The 16,799-nt window shown below is 52.6% G+C and carries 18 protein-coding genes; 2 read left to right on the forward strand and 16 right to left on the reverse strand.

Translation table 11 applies throughout. The features are described from left to right. Positions 1 to 36 precede the first annotated feature (36 nt). Both AYW79_RS05850 and AYW79_RS05855 read right to left on the reverse strand, forming a co-directional pair. Complete coding sequence (locus AYW79_RS05850; RefSeq protein ID WP_067563047.1) at positions 37 to 918, reverse strand: DeoR/GlpR family DNA-binding transcription regulator; 882 nt, start codon at positions 916 to 918, stop codon at positions 37 to 39. Between the two features lie 169 nt (positions 919 to 1,087). Next, entirely contained in the window at positions 1,088 to 1,816 is a 729-nt protein-coding gene (locus AYW79_RS05855; protein WP_067563050.1) for an ArsR/SmtB family transcription factor, read from the reverse strand. Positions 1,817 to 1,942: 126 nt separating this feature from the next. Between AYW79_RS05855 and AYW79_RS05860 the strand changes: the two genes are divergently transcribed. Then, positions 1,943 to 2,560, forward strand: a complete 618-nt coding sequence (locus AYW79_RS05860; RefSeq protein WP_067563052.1) for a flavin reductase family protein — start codon at positions 1,943 to 1,945, stop codon at positions 2,558 to 2,560. Positions 2,561 to 2,608: 48 nt separating this feature from the next. On the opposite strand, the gene AYW79_RS05865 is transcribed toward AYW79_RS05860, so the two are convergent. The 13 genes from AYW79_RS05865 to AYW79_RS05925 all read right to left on the reverse strand — a co-directional run bounded on the left by AYW79_RS05865 (position 2,609) and on the right by AYW79_RS05925 (position 16,204). Next, entirely contained in the window at positions 2,609 to 3,949 is a 1,341-nt protein-coding gene (locus tag AYW79_RS05865; RefSeq protein WP_179123193.1) for an MATE family efflux transporter, read from the reverse strand. Between the two features lie 57 nt (positions 3,950 to 4,006). After that, positions 4,007 to 4,219, reverse strand: a complete 213-nt coding sequence (locus tag AYW79_RS16370) for a nucleotidyltransferase family protein (protein WP_079291742.1) — start codon at positions 4,217 to 4,219, stop codon at positions 4,007 to 4,009. Between the two features lie 177 nt (positions 4,220 to 4,396). Beyond that, positions 4,397 to 4,927 carry a 2'-5' RNA ligase family protein gene (locus AYW79_RS05870; RefSeq protein ID WP_079291811.1) on the reverse strand — a complete coding sequence of 177 codons (531 nt, stop codon included), beginning with the start codon at positions 4,925 to 4,927 and terminating at the stop codon, positions 4,397 to 4,399. 540 nt (positions 4,928 to 5,467) lie between these two features. Next, on the reverse strand, positions 5,468 to 6,337 hold the full coding sequence (locus tag AYW79_RS05880) for a P-loop NTPase family protein (protein ID WP_067563058.1): 870 nt from the start codon (positions 6,335 to 6,337) through the stop codon (positions 5,468 to 5,470). A gap of 710 nt (positions 6,338 to 7,047) precedes the next feature. Further along, positions 7,048 to 7,332: a phosphotransferase family protein gene (locus AYW79_RS16300; protein WP_335339603.1), complete on the reverse strand. Its 285-nt coding sequence runs from the start codon at positions 7,330 to 7,332 to the stop codon at positions 7,048 to 7,050. Further along, positions 7,329 to 7,673 (reverse strand): phosphotransferase, encoded by a 345-nt coding sequence (locus AYW79_RS16375; RefSeq protein ID WP_067563064.1) that lies wholly within the window; start codon positions 7,671 to 7,673, stop codon positions 7,329 to 7,331. The genes AYW79_RS16300 and AYW79_RS16375 overlap by 4 nt, the downstream gene beginning before the upstream one ends. Positions 7,674 to 8,612: 939 nt before the next feature. Then, positions 8,613 to 9,026, reverse strand: coding sequence for a hypothetical protein (locus AYW79_RS05895; RefSeq protein WP_067563067.1), 414 nt, complete (start codon positions 9,024 to 9,026; stop codon positions 8,613 to 8,615). 498 nt (positions 9,027 to 9,524) lie between these two features. Then, positions 9,525 to 11,072, reverse strand: coding sequence for a 23S rRNA (uracil(1939)-C(5))-methyltransferase RlmD (gene rlmD, locus AYW79_RS05900; protein ID WP_067952500.1), 1,548 nt, complete (start codon positions 11,070 to 11,072; stop codon positions 9,525 to 9,527). Between the two features lie 15 nt (positions 11,073 to 11,087). Further along, a complete protein-coding gene (locus tag AYW79_RS05905) occupies positions 11,088 to 11,975 on the reverse strand; it encodes a diacylglycerol kinase (protein ID WP_067563069.1) in 888 nt (295 codons plus the stop codon). Between the two features lie 29 nt (positions 11,976 to 12,004). Continuing rightward, positions 12,005 to 13,504 carry an Asp-tRNA(Asn)/Glu-tRNA(Gln) amidotransferase subunit GatB gene (gatB, locus tag AYW79_RS05910; protein WP_067563071.1) on the reverse strand — a complete coding sequence of 500 codons (1,500 nt, stop codon included), beginning with the start codon at positions 13,502 to 13,504 and terminating at the stop codon, positions 12,005 to 12,007. Then, a complete protein-coding gene (gatA, locus tag AYW79_RS05915; RefSeq protein WP_418251482.1) occupies positions 13,440 to 14,897 on the reverse strand; it encodes an Asp-tRNA(Asn)/Glu-tRNA(Gln) amidotransferase subunit GatA in 1,458 nt (485 codons plus the stop codon). The genes gatB and gatA overlap by 65 nt, the downstream gene beginning before the upstream one ends. Next, entirely contained in the window at positions 14,891 to 15,190 is a 300-nt protein-coding gene (gatC, locus tag AYW79_RS05920; RefSeq protein ID WP_067563074.1) for an Asp-tRNA(Asn)/Glu-tRNA(Gln) amidotransferase subunit GatC, read from the reverse strand. Before gatC ends, gatA begins: the two co-directional genes overlap by 7 nt. Before the next feature lie 69 nt (positions 15,191 to 15,259). Beyond that, positions 15,260 to 16,204: an MraY family glycosyltransferase gene (locus AYW79_RS05925; RefSeq protein ID WP_067563077.1), complete on the reverse strand. Its 945-nt coding sequence runs from the start codon at positions 16,202 to 16,204 to the stop codon at positions 15,260 to 15,262. A gap of 105 nt (positions 16,205 to 16,309) precedes the next feature. Between AYW79_RS05925 and AYW79_RS15480 the strand changes: the two genes are divergently transcribed. Then, positions 16,310 to 16,456 carry a hypothetical protein gene (locus AYW79_RS15480; protein ID WP_156481728.1) on the forward strand — a complete coding sequence of 49 codons (147 nt, stop codon included), beginning with the start codon at positions 16,310 to 16,312 and terminating at the stop codon, positions 16,454 to 16,456. Here AYW79_RS15480 and AYW79_RS05930 read toward each other — a convergent pair. After that, positions 16,453 to 16,799, reverse strand: a 347-nt coding sequence (locus AYW79_RS05930) for a BRCT domain-containing protein (protein ID WP_335583214.1), incomplete at its 5' end; no start/stop codon positions are given. The genes AYW79_RS15480 and AYW79_RS05930 overlap by 4 nt on opposite strands.

Raw genomic sequence — 16,799 nt, forward strand, 5'->3', positions numbered from 1 at the left:
GTGGGAGAACCGATCCCCCCACCTCAGCGCGCAAATTTACGTGTCATCCGTCTCTGCACGCGCGATGATGACTTCTGGCCCGCGTCGGCGAAGTTCCGCAATCTCCGCTGCGTGCGGATCTGAGTCCCCGTCTTTTTCAGCAGATGCGTCTGTAATCACCACATCCACCTCATCCAGCATGGCGAGATGGGCGAATCCGCGCACCCCCCACTTGGTGTGATCAAACAGCAATACGGACGTCTCCGCCCTCTCCATTAAAACGCGATGGACAGACGCTTCTTGCAGATTGGGCGAACTAACGCCGAATTCCAGATCCACGCCGTGCGCGCCAAGAAAGAGCAGGTCTGCGTGCAATTGGCGAGCGCTCTGCTCGGCAAGCGGCCCAACCAGCGCATCAGACGGCGTGCGAAATTGTCCCCCCGTCAAGTGAATGTCACGCCAGCCATTGGCCTGAAGCGCGATGGCGATGTTGGTCGAATTCGTCACGAACGTGAGGGACTCCCGTTTCATGCGCGCCTGGCTGCGACGTTCTTTCACCTCACGCTGTGCGACCGGTGTGCCCGAACCTGTCGCCAACGACTCGGGCTTGATCCACTTGGCGAGCGTCCAAGTCGTGGTTCCCGCCGACATGCTAATCGTCATGCCAGGCTCGATCAAGGATAATGCCTGCTTGGCAATGGCGGTCTTTTCGGCTTGTTGGAGCACGCGCTTGTTCATAAACGCCAGCTCGCTCGTGCTTTTCGCGGCGCGTCCCCCACCCGCCACTTTTTCCACCATGCCTTGCCGCTGCAACATCGTGAGATCGCGGCGGATTGTGATCTCCGAGACGTTGAGTTGCGCCGCCAGATCCTGAATCGATACAAAGCCTTTTTGACTCAACACGCGGAGAAGCGCGTCGTGACGCTCTGTCGGATACATCGACGACCCCCTCCTCTCCATCTGCGCACGCTAATCTATGGCGCACGACCAAACGGCGAACTCGGCGCGGCGTATGGCGAATCGGCGCAGCGTGGCCCCACGTTTCGCGAAAACAAACTTTGCGCTCGATGGCTCAATCATTGAATGATCTTATATTATCATTTTTTGATCAACACATTCGATCGTTTTTGAAAATATTTTGCACGCTCCCTGCCAGTTCCCATTCCAGTCCCAGTTCTCTCTTGAAAGCCTCGAATCCTTTGCGTGTCACGCTTACAGCGCGCCCGCCTGGGACCCGTTCGATCCACAGAAGCTCAAACAACCGATGGGCCATCGCGGCTCCGAGCGCCCCCGCAATGTGGTGCCGCCGCTCACTCCAGTCCAGACACTGCCGGGCAAAATGGCGTCTGCCACTTCGAAGCTGCTCTGTGTCAACGCCGAATGATTGAAACCACGTTTCACCTTCGGATGACACCGTGAAATCTCGATGATTCTCAAGCAAAAACCCCAGTTCCACCATCCGTTCAGTAAGCGCGACACCAACCTCCCCCGCCAGGTGGTCATAGCACGTGCGAGCAAAGTGCAGAGTCTTGGTTTGATCCGACTCGCGAAGCGAGCGGACAGGCTTGGACGGAGAGATCGCGCAAAGCGCCTCCAAGGCATGACCTATCTCTTGGTTTGCGAGTCGATAATAACGGTGGCGGCCATGTGATTCTTGAAGCAAAAGACCACCCTCTACCATTTTCGCGAGATGTGAACTCGCCGTTTGTGGTGTAATGCCTGCGGCGCGCGCCAGTTCACTGGCAGGCATCGCCTTGCCCCCGAGGAGGCGCATCAACATCTCTGCCCTAGAGGCATCTCCGATCAAAGAGGCAATTTCAACGACGTTTGGGGTCATCCCCGTTTGCACCCCTTCTTTTTATCTCATCCTATCCGAATCATACATCCACGATTCGATGATAATCGAATGCTTATCGCTTTACAATGAAGGGGACAGACAAACACGCACAGGAGGCGGACCGTTATGCACGTTCAAGAAGAAATGACGAAGACGAGAACGATTCACCCAAAGATCTTGTATTTTGGGACACCTGTGGTGCTCCTCACGACCCTTCAAGAAGACGGGACAAGCAACATCACACCGATGTCCTCCGCGTGGGCGCTTGGCAATCGCATCATTCTGGGGCTCGGTGAAGGAGGCCAAGGGCTTGTCAATCTGCGACGGCATAAAGAGTGTGTCGTCAACATCCCCAGCCCCGATCTGTGGCCTCAAGTCGAGGTGTTGGCGCCCCTGACCGGGGCAAATCCAGTCCCCGCGCATAAAAAGGGGGTCTTTCGATATGAAAAGGACAAATTTGCGGCGTCCGGTCTGTCTGCCATCCCCTCCCATCGTGTGGCGCCCAGCCGAATCGCCGAATGTCCGCTGCAAATCGAGGCAAGCGTGGTGAATCTTCGCGTGACAGGAGAAGATACCCGATTTGCAATCATTGAAACAGAAGCGGTATTGATTCACGCGCACGAGCGCATCATCATCGATGACACGCACATTGACCCATTAAAGTGGAGTCCACTGATCTACAATTTTCGTCACTATTTTGGTCTTGGCGAACAAAGAGGTAAGACGTTTCGCGCAGAGGTTTGAGAATGCAGCTTGCAAATCCATGGTTCCGCCATGGCGTCTCCTGCTGGCTCACGCTAACTGCTGAACCCAATTGCGTGTCCTTCGATACCACAGAAAGAGTCCTGCACGCAACGCGTTATCTGCAGCAATGCTGACCCACACGGCTGGCAAGCCAAAGCCGAGGCGCCAGGCAAAGAGGTACACACCCAGTGTCCGAACACCCCAAATGCCAATCATCGTAGTGATCATGGGAAACTTGCTGTTGCCTCCGGCTTGAATGGCGGATGTGTCTACCAAGACGGCCGCCAAAAAAGGCTGGGAAAAGACATCGATGGCAAGGATGATGAACAGCAGGTGTATGACATGTGGGTTGTGTGTGAATAAAAGGCCGATCCAAGGACTTAACACACACAAAAGAACGGCAACCGCTGTCATGGATACTGCCGACTCCATGTAGCTAAAGCGTCGATACATCCTCACATCAGATTCATTGCCGCTTCCAATGGCTTGTCCGATCGTGGCTGTGGTTGCGACAGCAAATCCGTTTCCAATTGCCGATCCGAATGTCGTGATGGTTCCTGCAATATTGTGTGTTGCATACACATCAATACCCATCCGCACGATGAGTCCAAAATATACGACTTGCCCAAGGCGCATGGAAAGGCGTTCCAATGCGGCAGGAATCGCAAATTGTGTCATACTCCAGCCGAGCGAGGTTGACAACTTCAAGTCTGAAACGCGCAAGGTGAGTGAGTCCACGCTACGGGATTTTTGCCAAAGGCGAATCAGAGCGTAAAGACGCGCGAGCACCATGGCGATGGCCGCGCCCTTGATGCCGAATCCGTGAAACGGTCCCACCCCGAAAATCAGCACATAATCAAATACAACGTGCAGACCGTTCATTTCAAGTCCCACACGAAATGGGGTCTTGGTGTCGCCAATAGCCCGAAATGCCGCCGACTGCGCAGTAAACAACGCGATAAATGGAGAGATTCCAAGTACAACTGAAAAATACGGGAGTGCCGTACTCTGCAGAGTCCCTTGAGCGCCCATGACATGCAGCAGCGGTACCGCGAAAAAGAGGGAGATAAGCGAAGCGAAGAGGCCGATGATGAATGCAATGACAAAACCATGCCAAATCACTGAATGACTTCGTTCTTTGTTTTTCGCGCCAACCGCGCGGGACAAAAAGACCGAAAGCGCCGCCGACACCGCCGTAAACACACCAATGTAGGTCATACTGTAGACATTGGTCACACCCACTGCATCAATCGCGATAAGTCCCAGCTTCGCAATAAAGAAGGTGTCAACAACACCCAATAAATTCTGCAGATACGCCTCTCCAATGGCAGGCAATGCAATATTGAACACCTGTTTAGCTTGAGTTGGGATTCGAGTGGCCAAACCCATACGCATCTTCCTTTCCGCGCCCCTCTTGAACTAGTTCAAGACATTTTTCCACGTCTGTCACGGATGGATGATCCGAAGCCGCTGCCATTTTTCACACCAATCCTTTGTCGCTACCCGGTCATCATAAATCTTTTGTTTATTCCCCGATATGAAAAAAGGAGTTGGACGAACAATTAAGTTTACCAAATCATCAACTCCATACGGCGCAACCAACTCCACCTGACCATCGTTGTCCAAATAAGCTCCGATGTATAGTTCCCAGCACCACAAACCACATCTAAAACTTGATCTTGATTACGTACCTGTAGATGTTGTCTGAGCCTATGTACAATCTCTGAATCGGCTTTGCGCGGGTATCGTAGATCTTACCGATCTCGTCGAATAGCTCACTCAACATACTTCCCCCCAACTTCATAACCCTGCAACCCACTCAATGACCATCACATTCTAAGCGAGGTCAATGTCCTCAAATAGTATATACGTGTTCTTTTCGATTTCCTGAAAGACACGAATGAAATCAACTGAGAAAGTCGGGAATGGAAAAAGAGTTATCGACGCAAATGACCTCATTTCGCTGATTTCCTCTGAACTCATACCCCAATGGGTTTGTCCTAACGTTAGATGCGGGATGAATCGTTCCATCTCCATATACTGTTTCATAACTTCTGGTGGCGGTGAAACAGCTTCAACAAGCCGCTCGTGGAAGTCGTGAATTTCAGAGGATTCCACACTTAAATAGGCAACAGCCTCACCAAAAGTTTTAGGTTGATCAATCGATACTGTGAATCGCGGAAATGATGCACAGGTACGTTTAATTGACTCCAGCCAGCGCAAATCGTCACCCAATCCGCTCTGCGCTTTGACGGTAATGTGGGGTTCGGCGACTTCCCATGTCCGATTGCTTTGCCACCTCTTCTGAAACTCGACAATCCTTTCTTTATAATCCGTTGGTGGAACGATTCCGACAAAATACTGCACCGTCATACCCCCGTCTATTTTTAACCGCCGAATAGAAATCAAGGAGGGATGTGACGCCCTCCCCTCCTTGAGCAAATGGCATTTACGACTTGCTGGCCACCATCATCATTTCAAAGTCGTCAATGGTAAGTGGCTTACGTTCAAATTTCCTTGTTGCGCAACCAAAACCAGCATCGACTTCAAAGCAAGAATGCTCCTTCACATAAACAAATTGCCGCATCGAACTCAGGCTCGAACTGCATCCGTTTGGCATCTTGAACATGAAATTCCGCACTGAGATTTTCCACGTCAGACGTTTTATTTGCAATGACGACAAAGCATTCCGAGATGTCTATGCAACGGTGCAAAATCCACGACGAGCCAATTCCAAACTGTGCCGTCCTGCACCACAGCCAACATCCAAAATTCTGGAACCGACGGGTAAGTTCAACAACTTCATCAGAAAATCAACTTCTTGAACGCTTCCCTTCGCAAACCCATACTCAAGATAGTTTCCGCCTAAAAAATCTCCTATCGAACGGTAAAATGTGCCATATACCCCTAATCATAGTGATCTATACCGGAATATACATCAACACATCGGATTACTTCCTGACGAACACGATCCCAGTTGAGATCATTGTTATCTATGACTTTCTTTCGTAACGGAAGTTGTCTCAAAACTTTTCGCTCTATATGGGTACGCACTACGAGAAATTCCACAAGCCCATCAAAACCTGTCAGCCCGTGACTTAACCCGTAACCCTGTTTTGTAAAATACTGAGTTACACCCTCTTTCCACTCCGATGAACGTTTCTCAAACGCCCTGTTTAGCGTGACGCGTACATCGCCAGGATGGAAATAGATGAGCTGAGGAAACAGCGGTTTAATGACGTTTGCCAACTCTAACACATAATTGATAATCGCTTCTTCTGGTGCATCATAGCGACCGAGCATCGCTGTGAGGGGGTTCTGAATGAAACAACATTCAAAAATGGTTATTTCGTCCCTTTGCAGTTGCGTCTGTACGAACTCACGCCATCTAGTCAGATGCACTTCGCAGTATCGCTCTAACGGCAATATGCCATCGTAAATGTCATGCTGCATAACGTCTGCCAAAAGCTCGTCTGGAAGTACATCACCCATTTCACGTCTACACTTACCATATGGAATAAACTTATAAGCGCCCCTGTCCTCAGTCATCGACCGAATCAACGCTATAGATGCGGAGTGTTTCTGCAAAATCCTGTTGTATTCCTGAACAGTGAAACAGGCGACTTTATCGTAATCAGCAGGATGATCCAAATCTCCTTCAAGAAAGAGGCTTACCTTCACCCCTGATTCTATTAAATGATCATAGATAAACTGAGCCGTGGTGGTCTTTCCTAATCCCCATACGCCTTCAACGACGATCAGTTTACACTTTGTCATTGGAATTGTTCCTCCGATTCGCATAAGGAAGCGTTTGGGGATCTGTATTTTTTCCTCATTATAATTTTAAAATTAAAAAATTACTAGTCATGCATTTCTAAACATGTTGCTAAAAATTATAGTCCTGCCCGTTTTCTCGTTTGAAACAGATGTCTATTTGTGTTGAAGCAAGTGATTATTGTTTAGAACTGAGGAATTTATGGGGCTATAACTCGCGCTCCAACCTCGCCACGCACTCCACATGTGTCGAGTGCTTAATATTGACATGAAAAGAGCCATCATTCGGCCCCCGAAGACAATTGGGTTTCAAATCGGTCATGGATAACAATTTCATTGTAGTCCTTAACTTCAACACACTCAATCAAGCGGTGCAGTACGTCACAAAGCAATGATGGACTACCAGTTTCCATCGCGGACTAATTTAAATCCCTGTTGTAGATCCCTTTGCTATTGTGGGTGATGTCTAACAAAAAAGTCTACTTCAATACCAATGAAGGGTGTCAGACACCCATGGTGCCTTTACAGCAGCACACTCTCATTTAAAAATCGATTGTCCCTGACGATTTTTCTTATCTTTTTTATCGTGTTTGCGTGTTTTGGAACTCCGACGATCCGGTCGAGCAGTAGCAACCTTATGCAGGCAAGCGCATCAAAGATCTCCAACTCGTTTGTCGTTACGCGTATCTCATTTTGATAATTGTGCAAAAACGTCAGGCTTTTGCTCTCACTGGATCCCCAAATTGCCCATTCGTCCAGTCAATCACCGTGTATCGTCCATTTTCTTCTACGATATTACCTAAATTAAAATCGCCGTGAATGATTCGGTCCATGTTCATATCTGCGGACGCAATGAGACGGATCAGTTCCTCTTTCATCGACGGAAACGCCTCAATCCCTGAATAGAAATACTCAACAAAATCACACCTAGCGAGCACATTACCTCCCAATTTCTCCGGATGCAGCCGATGAATGTCAGCTAGAAGAGAGGCGACTATCTTAAAATGTTCGGACTTACCTTCGTTAGTGCAGCGCCGTGATAACGGGTTAGCAGCACACTATCCCCGGTCCAGGTTCGCCCACAGGCAATCGGCACCGACACCTGAACTCTCTGAAGATGTAGAGCTTCCAAAAGCCGATATTGGCGTAGAATGTCGGGTTTAGATCGTTTATTCCGCACCTTCAACACAAAATGCTCCTCCCCTTGCGTAATCTTAACCACATCTGCCTCAAGCCCCGGTGAAAGAGGGTTAAGCGTAAGTTCAGCACACGAAGTAATCAGGTTATCCAAAATTGGATTTGTTTCATGCCATTCAATACCCGCCAATGAGTGAGTCACGAGATTTTCCTTTCTCTTTTGCGTCTTGTTAAGTTTACTTGCCCACTAATGACATAATCCAAATAATTCCTTGATGTACACTTATGTCACGTGGTCAACAATTAAGGTATCAAACATACATATGTTACAAATCTGTCAAAAACAATAATCTAGTAATCAGCACGACACAAAGGATGATGCTGAAATAAAAATTAATTCTCTGATGTATGAGCTAAAGCCCTGTTTTTCAAAAAAATCACCCAAACACTTGAGCAGCAATTGCAAAAAGCTGTCCGCTGTGTGGAGGTAGTTCATCTCCGTTTAAAAGCATGATTGGGGGTTGAGTAACCATCTCAAATCCGCACCGAACCGATATTGATATAAATTGTGTTCGCTTTTAATGTGGTATCCTTTGGTCATAGACCGTGTCAATAAAGTGCGAGGAGATAGAGGTGACCACCCAACGAGAAGGACACACTACGAGTACGAGGCCTGCGTCCAGACCCATGATACCTTCTTCGTTTTCATTCATGGACTGGTCGTATTTGCTGGATGAACTGAACCGCTTGATGGAGGCCTTGCATATCAAAAGTTTTTAAGTCGTTGCTCATAAATGACGAAGGGAACGGGAAGAACAATCCGTTGCAGCGATGAACAAACAGGGATTTTGATACAAGATTACTCTGGGCTCGCCCGCATGCTGAGGAAGGAACAGCAGGATGCTCTCATTGACTGGCGCGAATACCAGAAGCGAATGGAGCAACATCGGCAAAACGGGATCAAACACGCTTCCTTATACTAATCGACAGAGTCACTAAACAAACGGGCAAGTCATTCCCGATCACAGTCGAAACTTGTCGAGAGGCTCGTGAATTGTGACTGAGTCAACGTATTCTTTGCTTTCGTAGAAGCTACGTTGTACTGCTAGTTTTTCGGAGCTTTCTTAAAAACCACCTGACCTTAGCCGATACTAAATGTGCCAATAACAGTCTTTCCATTAACAGCATAAAGCGGGATTTTTCTAACGCTACCAGGTTTTCGGTCCATTGCCACAGCCTCTGCTGGCGTCTTGGGCATTGGCAAGAATTCGTCTTGTTTTAGCACATAACCAATAATGGGGTGTCCATTAGCATCTACCCCTTGTGTCAAAATCAAATCCGGCTCTGTGGCTAGAGATGTTGAATACATATCAGAGCCATACGTTTGGCCATTCTGGTTTTTTGGAAAGTCGATCTTGTGTACTATGGGTAGGGAATTCGGATGAGGTATAAATAGAGATTTTGCAAAGCTGAAACCAGACATACTCACCGTTATCCCTAGGATGAGAACACCGCCAATGACTGTCGTGCGCCCCGCAAACGGTTTAAACCACATTTTCTTCCCCCCTTAGTAAGCTAGACTCGGGCTCTGATAAGTCTGGAAAGTTGTATACCCGTTGCCGTTATAAGCAGCGGTTGCTCGGATAGAGTAGTAAGTACCATTATTGTATTCGTAAGGCGTATTCTGCCTCATTCCGCCGCACGCCTCCTATAAAAACTCCATTACTGTTACAGAAATTACTGCAGTGGCCTTATTACGTGTTTACTAGAATGTTCTGTCGAATCACAGTGATAGCTTACCATAACATAATTATCTTTTCATGTCGGAATTTGTCGTTCGCCGAAATGTCATCATCGATCCTATCTCAGTTCACGAAAACTAGATCATTATACAATCAGTTTAATAGACATGTTAGCACTACAACATCACGTCGCTCCTACTTCAATTGTAGGTCAGACACTTTCTTGAAGACGCCTCTTCCGGTGTAAACGGAAGGCTCGATCCAATAGGTCGAGCCTTCTCCTCTGCGTCGGCAATTCCCATCTCCGAATTTTAGTCCACTCTGTATGTTGACACGACGCACTCCACATGGCTCGTCTGCGGGAACATGTCCAACGGCTGTGCGACATCGACCGCATACCCGCGATCGGCGAGAATGCGCAGATCGCGCGCGAGTGTGGCCGGATTGCACGAGACATAGACGATCCGTGCGGGGGCCGCGTCACAGATCGCATCAAGCACCCGCTTCTCGCAACCCGCGCGCGGCGGGTCGAGAAACACCACGTCCGGATGCTCATCCTCTGCCAAGCGTGACACGACATCTTGCGCATCGCCGAGCATCATCCTGACATGGTGCATGCCATTTCGCTCAATGTTCATCTGCGCGTCGCTCACCGCTTCCTCGACGATCTCAACACCAACCACCGAATCGGCCTGTCGACCCGCCATCAGCGTGAGCGTGCCAATGCCTGCGTAGATATCCCACACACGCTGCGTCCCCGTGAGACCCGCCAAAGCGAGCGCCTCCGCGTAGAGCCGCTCCGCCTGTGCCGGATTGACCTGCATGAACGAGCGCGACGAGACGCCAAATGTCAGCCCCGCGATACGCTCTTCCATCTGCGGTTGCCCGAACATGACGCGCTCCGCCACACCGTCATCCGCAATCAAACCCACCACTTTGACGCGCTGTGCCTCAAGTTCATTCCGAAACAAACGCACATCTTCAGGCGAAAATACCACACCTGTCTCTACGAGCAACGCAATCAGCACCTCCGCCGACCCATTCGTGCGCACACGGACGTGGTGCACCCCTCGCCACGGCGAGAGCATGGCAGTCGACGTCCCCGCCCCCTGCCCCGGCGAAGCTGCCAACGTGTCATCACCCCGCTCCGGCGAAGCTGCCAACGTGTCATCACCCCGCTCCGGCGAAGCTGCCGACAGATCAGCCCCGCGCACTGCCTCATCCACACGGCGCATCGCCCTAACGATGCGCAACACATGTTCCGGCACAATCGCACAATCATCCGTATCCACAGGATCGTGGCTGCCTTCTTCCACAAAGCCCACGGCGAATCGACCGTCCTCGACCGAAACCGTCCACGTCACCTTGTTGCGATACTGCCACACGTTTGGCGACGGAATCACGTCGCGCACCCACGCGCGAACATCTTCCTTAGGAAACCTCCCGATTCGCTCAAGCGCATCCAAAACGGTCTGCTTCTTCATCCGCAGTTGCGCCTCTGCGCTCATGTGCTGCAGATTGCACCCGCCACACTCCGCGTACACCGAACAGCGCGGCAAGACGCGCTCCGCCGCCGCTTCCACCACCTGCAACAGCACCGCCCGCGCAAACGACCGCTCCACACGCTCCATGCGTACTGTGACCCGCTCTCCGATCAGCGCGCCTGGCACAAACACCGTGAAGCCCTCGACACGCGCGACACCCTCACCCTGAAAGCCGAGTCGATCGATCACCACTTCATAGGTCTGCCCCAGACGCACCGGAACAGCGCGCGCCGGCGTTCGCTCCCGGCGTCCATCCACACTCGCACCAGGCGTTCGCTCCCGGCGTCCACCCGCGCGCCCACTCTCCCGCTCCATCCAAACGCACAGCCTTTACCCTGAGATGACCTGCAAGTGTCCCTCTTTAATCGTCACCTTGTGCGGCAATCGACCGCCGTACTCCCCATCGATGTTGAGGTCGACTTCTTCCTGCGACGAAAGCTCGATTCGCTTCGCGTGAAAATAAACCACCCGCTCATCCTGCGTGTGATCGCCCATCAATGCGGTTGACACCAAGCGGATCAGATCTCCGAGGTTACTCTGTTTCACAATCAGCACATCAAGCCAGCCGTCACTCACCGACGCCCGCGGCGCCACGCGCTCAAACCCGCCCACCGCGCGCGAGTTCGTGACAAGGCAGAGCATCGCCGGTCCCTCAAACTGCTCCGTATCCGAAGTGATCTTCATCTCGATCGCACGCAACCCCGGCAGCCGCTCAAGCCCCTTCATGTAATACGCCAAGTGCCCGAGCATCGTCTTCATCTTGCTCGGCACCTCATAGGTAATCTCCGTCAATCGCCCAAACGCCGCGATGTTCACAAAGTAGCGGTCCTCTCCGACACAGCCGAGGTCAAGCGACCGAATCTGCCCCTGCGCAATGCACCGCGCCGCCTCTTCCACATGGCGAGGAATCTCAAGCGCGCGCGCCAGATCATTCGCCGTCCCTGACGGGATGATCCCGAGAATCGGTCGTGTCTCACTCGCCGCGAGACCGTTTACCACCTCATTGACCGTGCCGTCGCCACCGCACGCCACAACGACCTTAAACCCGTCATTGGCAGCGCGGAATGCCTCTTTCGTTGCGTCCCCTGGCCCTGTTGTGGCGTGACACGACGCCTCGTATCCCGCGCTCTCAAGGATCTGAAGGATCTGCGGGAGATGCTGACGAAACGCCTCTTTTCCTGCCGTCGGATTGTAGATCAATCGAATGCGCGGTCGCATGTCACACCTCCCACAAGATCAGCCTACGACTAACGCGCCTCGCGAATCGCCTGAATCTGCTCGCCAATCAAGCGATTGACCACCTGCGGGTTAGCCTTTCCCTTTGTCGCCTTCATCACTTGCCCCACGAGCGACGCGATCGCCTTGTCCTTTCCCGCGAGCAGATCCTCCACCGACTTTGGATTCGCCGCGATCACCTGCGTCACAATTCCCGCGAGCTCACCCTCGTCCGAAATCTGCGCGAGCCCCTGCGCTGCGATGATTTTGCTTGGCGACTCACCGTACTCCATCACGTGTTTAAGCACATCTTTTGCGATCGCCGCAGAAATTCCGCCGCGTTTCAAGTTTTCGAGCAAATCCGCGAGAAGCGCACCTGTGAGTTTGGTGTCGCGCAGTTCAATCCCTTGCGCCTTCAAGTTTGCCAGCACATCGCCCATAATCCAATTGCTCACAAGCTTTGCGTCAAGCACCCGCTCCACAGCCTGCTCAAACAGATCCGCAATGTCGCGTGACGATGTCAGCACGCCCGCGTCATACACCGGGAGCTGATAGTCCGCAATCCAGCGCGCCCGCCGGGCGTCTGGCAACTCCGGAATCTCACGGAGACGCTCTTCAATGTACGCATCACTTAGAAACATCCGCGGTAGATCCGGGTCCGGAAAATAGCGATAGTCATGCGCATCTTCTTTGCTTCTCATCGGGCTTGTCAGTCCCGTCGCCTCATCAAAACGCAGCGTAACCTGTTCGATTGTCTCACCCGCCAACAGCGCACGCGTTTGGCGCACCTGCTCGCTCTCAAGCCCGCGCTGCACATTGCGGAAACTGTTCATGTTTTTGATCTCAGTCTTTGTGCCAAACGCCGCCTGTCCTGCAGGGCGGAGCGAGAGGTTCGCGTCACAGCGAAGCGACCCTTCTTCCATCTTGCACTCTGAGACGAGACAATACTGCATGATCGCCTTGATGCCCTCAAGATAGAGCCGCGCCTCTTCTGGCGAGCGCAGGTCTGGCTCGCTGACGATCTCAATCAGCGGAATCCCCACCCGGTTCAAATCGACCAAGGACACGTCGCCAAACGGCGAGTGGTTCAGTTTTCCCGCATCCTCTTCGAGATGAACCCGCGTGATGCCAATCCGCTTCTTCTCGCCGTCTATTTCAATATCCAGGTAACCGTTTGTGCCGATCGGTTCATCATACTGCGAGATCTGATACGCCTTTGGACTGTCCGGATAAAAGTAGTTCTTGCGGTCAAACTTGCTCTCCTTTGGCACCTTGCAGTTGAGCGCGAGCGCCGCGCGCACCGCGAGCTTCAGCGCCTCCTCGTTGAGCACCGGAAGCACACCCGGGCTCCCCATGCAGACAGGGCAAACGCGCGCGTTCGGCGGCGCGCCAAATTCCACCGCGCAGCCGCAAAAAATCTTCGTTTTCGTGCCGAGTTCCACATGCACCTCAAGGCCGATGACCGTTTCAAACACGCGCGATTCCCCCTTGCCGACGTAGAGCGTCAAACGTTTGTCCCGCCGCCTTTTCATACGCGTGCGCAACGCGCAATAGCGTCTCCTCGTCATACATGCGGCCGATGAACTGAAGGCCGACGGGCAACCCGTCTGAGAGCCCACACGGCACGCTGATTGCGGGGAGTCCCGCCAGATTGACAGGGATGGTCAGCGCGTCATTTAAATACATCGTCAATGGATCATCCGTCTTCTCGCCAAGCTTAAACGCCGTCGACGGCGTCGTCGGTGACAAGAGCACATCCACATTCGCAAACGTGCACAAAAAGTCTTCGCGAATCAGTGTGCGAACACGCTGCGCGCGCTTGTAGTACGCGTCGTAGTAGCCGGAAGAAAGCGCATATGTACCGATCAGAATGCGTCGCTTGACTTCTTTGCCAAACCCTTCGCCGCGCGTTTTTTTGTAAAGATCCAGCAAATCCGCGACCCCGTCCGCGCGATAGCCGTAGCGCACGCCGTCAAACCGCGAGAGATTGGACGACGCTTCAGCCGGTGCCAGAATGTAGTATGCCGCGAGCGCATATGACGTGTGCGGGAGGCTGACAGGCAGAATCGTTGCACCCAGCGCCTTCAACTGTTCAATCGCCGCGTTCACCGCGCGCGAGACGCCTTCCTCCACACCCTCGCCAAAGTACTCCTGCGGAATCCCTACGCGCAGGCCCTTGATCTCTCCCGTCAGCGCCGCGCGATAATCCGGCACGGGTAGGTTTGCCGACGTCGCATCGAGCGGATCGTGCCCCGCGATCGTCTGGAGAACCATCGCCGCGTCCTCTACTGTGCGCGTCAGCGGTCCGATCTGATCAAGTGAAGAGGCAAACGCGACAAGGCCAAAGCGCGACACCCGCCCATACGTCGGCTTTAGACCGACGACACCACAAAACGCCGCGGGCTGGCGAATCGACCCGCCCGTATCGGAGCCGAGCGCAAACGGCACGAAACCAGCCGCCACCGCCGCCGCCGCGCCGCCGCTCGATCCACCCGGCACACGTGTGAGATCCCACGGATTGCGCGTGATTTGATAGGCTGAATTTTCCGTCGATGAACCCATCGCAAACTCGTCCATGTTGAGCGCGCCAAGAAGTGTCGCGCCAACCTCTTGCAACTTCTTGACAACCGTTGCCGTGTGGGGTGGTCGATACCCTTTGAGGATCTTGCTGGCGCACGTCATCTCACGCCCCGCGACACAGAGGTTGTCTTTGAGCGCGTAAGGGATTCCCGCGAGAGGCGACGCCTCATGTAGAGCCTGCGGAGCCGCTTCGGTCAACGCTTCCTCCATCCGCAAGAAAGCGCCAACCTCGCCGTCCCGTTTGCGAATCGCCCGAAGCGCGTCCTGCGCGAGCGACGCCGAGGTGCGTTCGCCCGCGTCAAGCGCGGCGCGCATCTGCAGAATGTCCATCTCGCCGATCACGATGACGCCCCCTCAAGCACCGCAGGTACGCGAAACTGACCGTCTTCCTCATCCGGCGCGTTTGCGACGGCGCGCTCCGTTCCAAGGGAAGGACGCGGTTCATCCGCGCGCGTCACCGTTTCCTTTACTCCAATGTGACTCGTCTCTTGTACATCGGTCACATCAAGCGACTGAAGGGTCTCTGCGTATTCGAGAATCCTTCCAAGATCGTGAACCAACGCGCCCGCCTCATCTTCAGAAATCGCGATGCGCGCGAGGTTTGCCACGTGATACACATCTTCGATCGACAAGTTCATAGCTAGCCTCCACCTGAAAATACCTAGTTTTTTAAGTATACCATAGCGTTTTACGCACTCGACGCACGCTCAGGACAACAAGAGCACAATCGAGAGCAGTGAAAAACAGATCCCCAAGAGATAAAGAATCGTCACGGTTTGCTTTTGTGAGAGCCCAGAGCGCATCAATTGATGAAATGTATGCCCTTTATCCGCAACATAAATCGGACGATTCTCACGAAATCGCCGAAAAATAACATAGAACGCGTCCATGATCGGAACGCCAAGCGCCAGCACAGGAATCGCGACAGACACAAGCGCCGCCGACTTGAATGCACCCTCTACCGCGATGCCAGCCAGGATAAACCCGAGAAAGGTCGCGCCCGCATCCCCCATGAAAATCCGCGCGGGATAGAAATTGTGACGCAAAAACCCAAGCGACACACCAACGAGAATCACCGCGAGCATCGCCATGGATGGGTGTCCTTTTACGACGGCGATAAAAAACAAGGTGGTTGCCGAGATCGCAGAAATGCCTGCCGCAAGTCCGTCCACACCGTCCAGAAAGTTCATCATGTTCGTGATTCCGATGACCCAGATCATCGTTGAGGCGATCCGAAGCCACTCCGGAAATACCACGTAGGACGGATGGAAAAAAGGAATGTTCAACCCCTGAACACTCACCCCGTAGGTCGGCAAAAGTGAAGCTGCGCCAATTTGCACAAGCAGTTTAGGCCACGCTGGGAGCTCTTTTGAGCGAGTCTTTGTGAAATCATCGATCAGGCCTAAAAAGAAGATGATGGTTCCACCCAGCAAAATGCCGTCAAGTTCTCGACTGCCTTTCGCGAAAAAGACAGCTGTAACGAAAAACCCGATGACAATCGCCACACCACCCATGAGCGGGATCGGATTTTTGTGTAACTTGCGATGATTCGGCTGATCGACAAATCGGATGCGCAATGCCCATGTCTTGATCGGCGGGATAAGCGCCCACACCAAAACAAAGCTGATGACTGCCGCGAATGCATACTGCATGATGGAAAAAATCCTTCTTTCTGTTCCACATAGAGTGATCATGGTCTAACAAGAAGCAGTGCCGCATATCCTTGGTTGAACCTTTCGAATTCGGACAAACGAGGAGTGATCCTTCTGAACTGGCTCGCCATTCTCGACGCGCTTTCCATTCCCGCCGCCTTTGTGGCAGGCCGCTACTCGACGCGCTTTCGCTTCGTGCGCGTGCGCCGTCGCTACAAACAGAATGTTGACTCGTTTATTCGCGGGCGCTAGACATCCTTTACGGATGGATGCTCCCCTGACTGCCATGACGCGAGCGCCTGCAGGAATTCTTCCTCATTCATGATGCGAAGGTTTGACGCCTTTCCATCCTGAATGAGTTTTTCTGCTTTGGCAAGTTTCGAACCTGCCGCTTCACCTGCGATGACGAAGTTCGTTTTTGCGCTTACACTACCGGTTACCGTCGCGCCAAGCGTCTCCAGGCGCTCTTGTGCCTCGCCGCGGCTCATCGCAGAAAGTGTGCCTGTCAGCACAAACACAAGCCCGCGCAGCGCGCCCTCCTCCGCCTTTTTGCGATCGGTGTCCATGCGCAGTCCCAGTTCGCGCAGTTCCTCGA

Source organism: Ferroacidibacillus organovorans (assembly GCF_001642725.1).
Taxonomy (GTDB): domain Bacteria; phylum Bacillota; class Bacilli; order Alicyclobacillales; family SLC66; genus Ferroacidibacillus; species Ferroacidibacillus organovorans.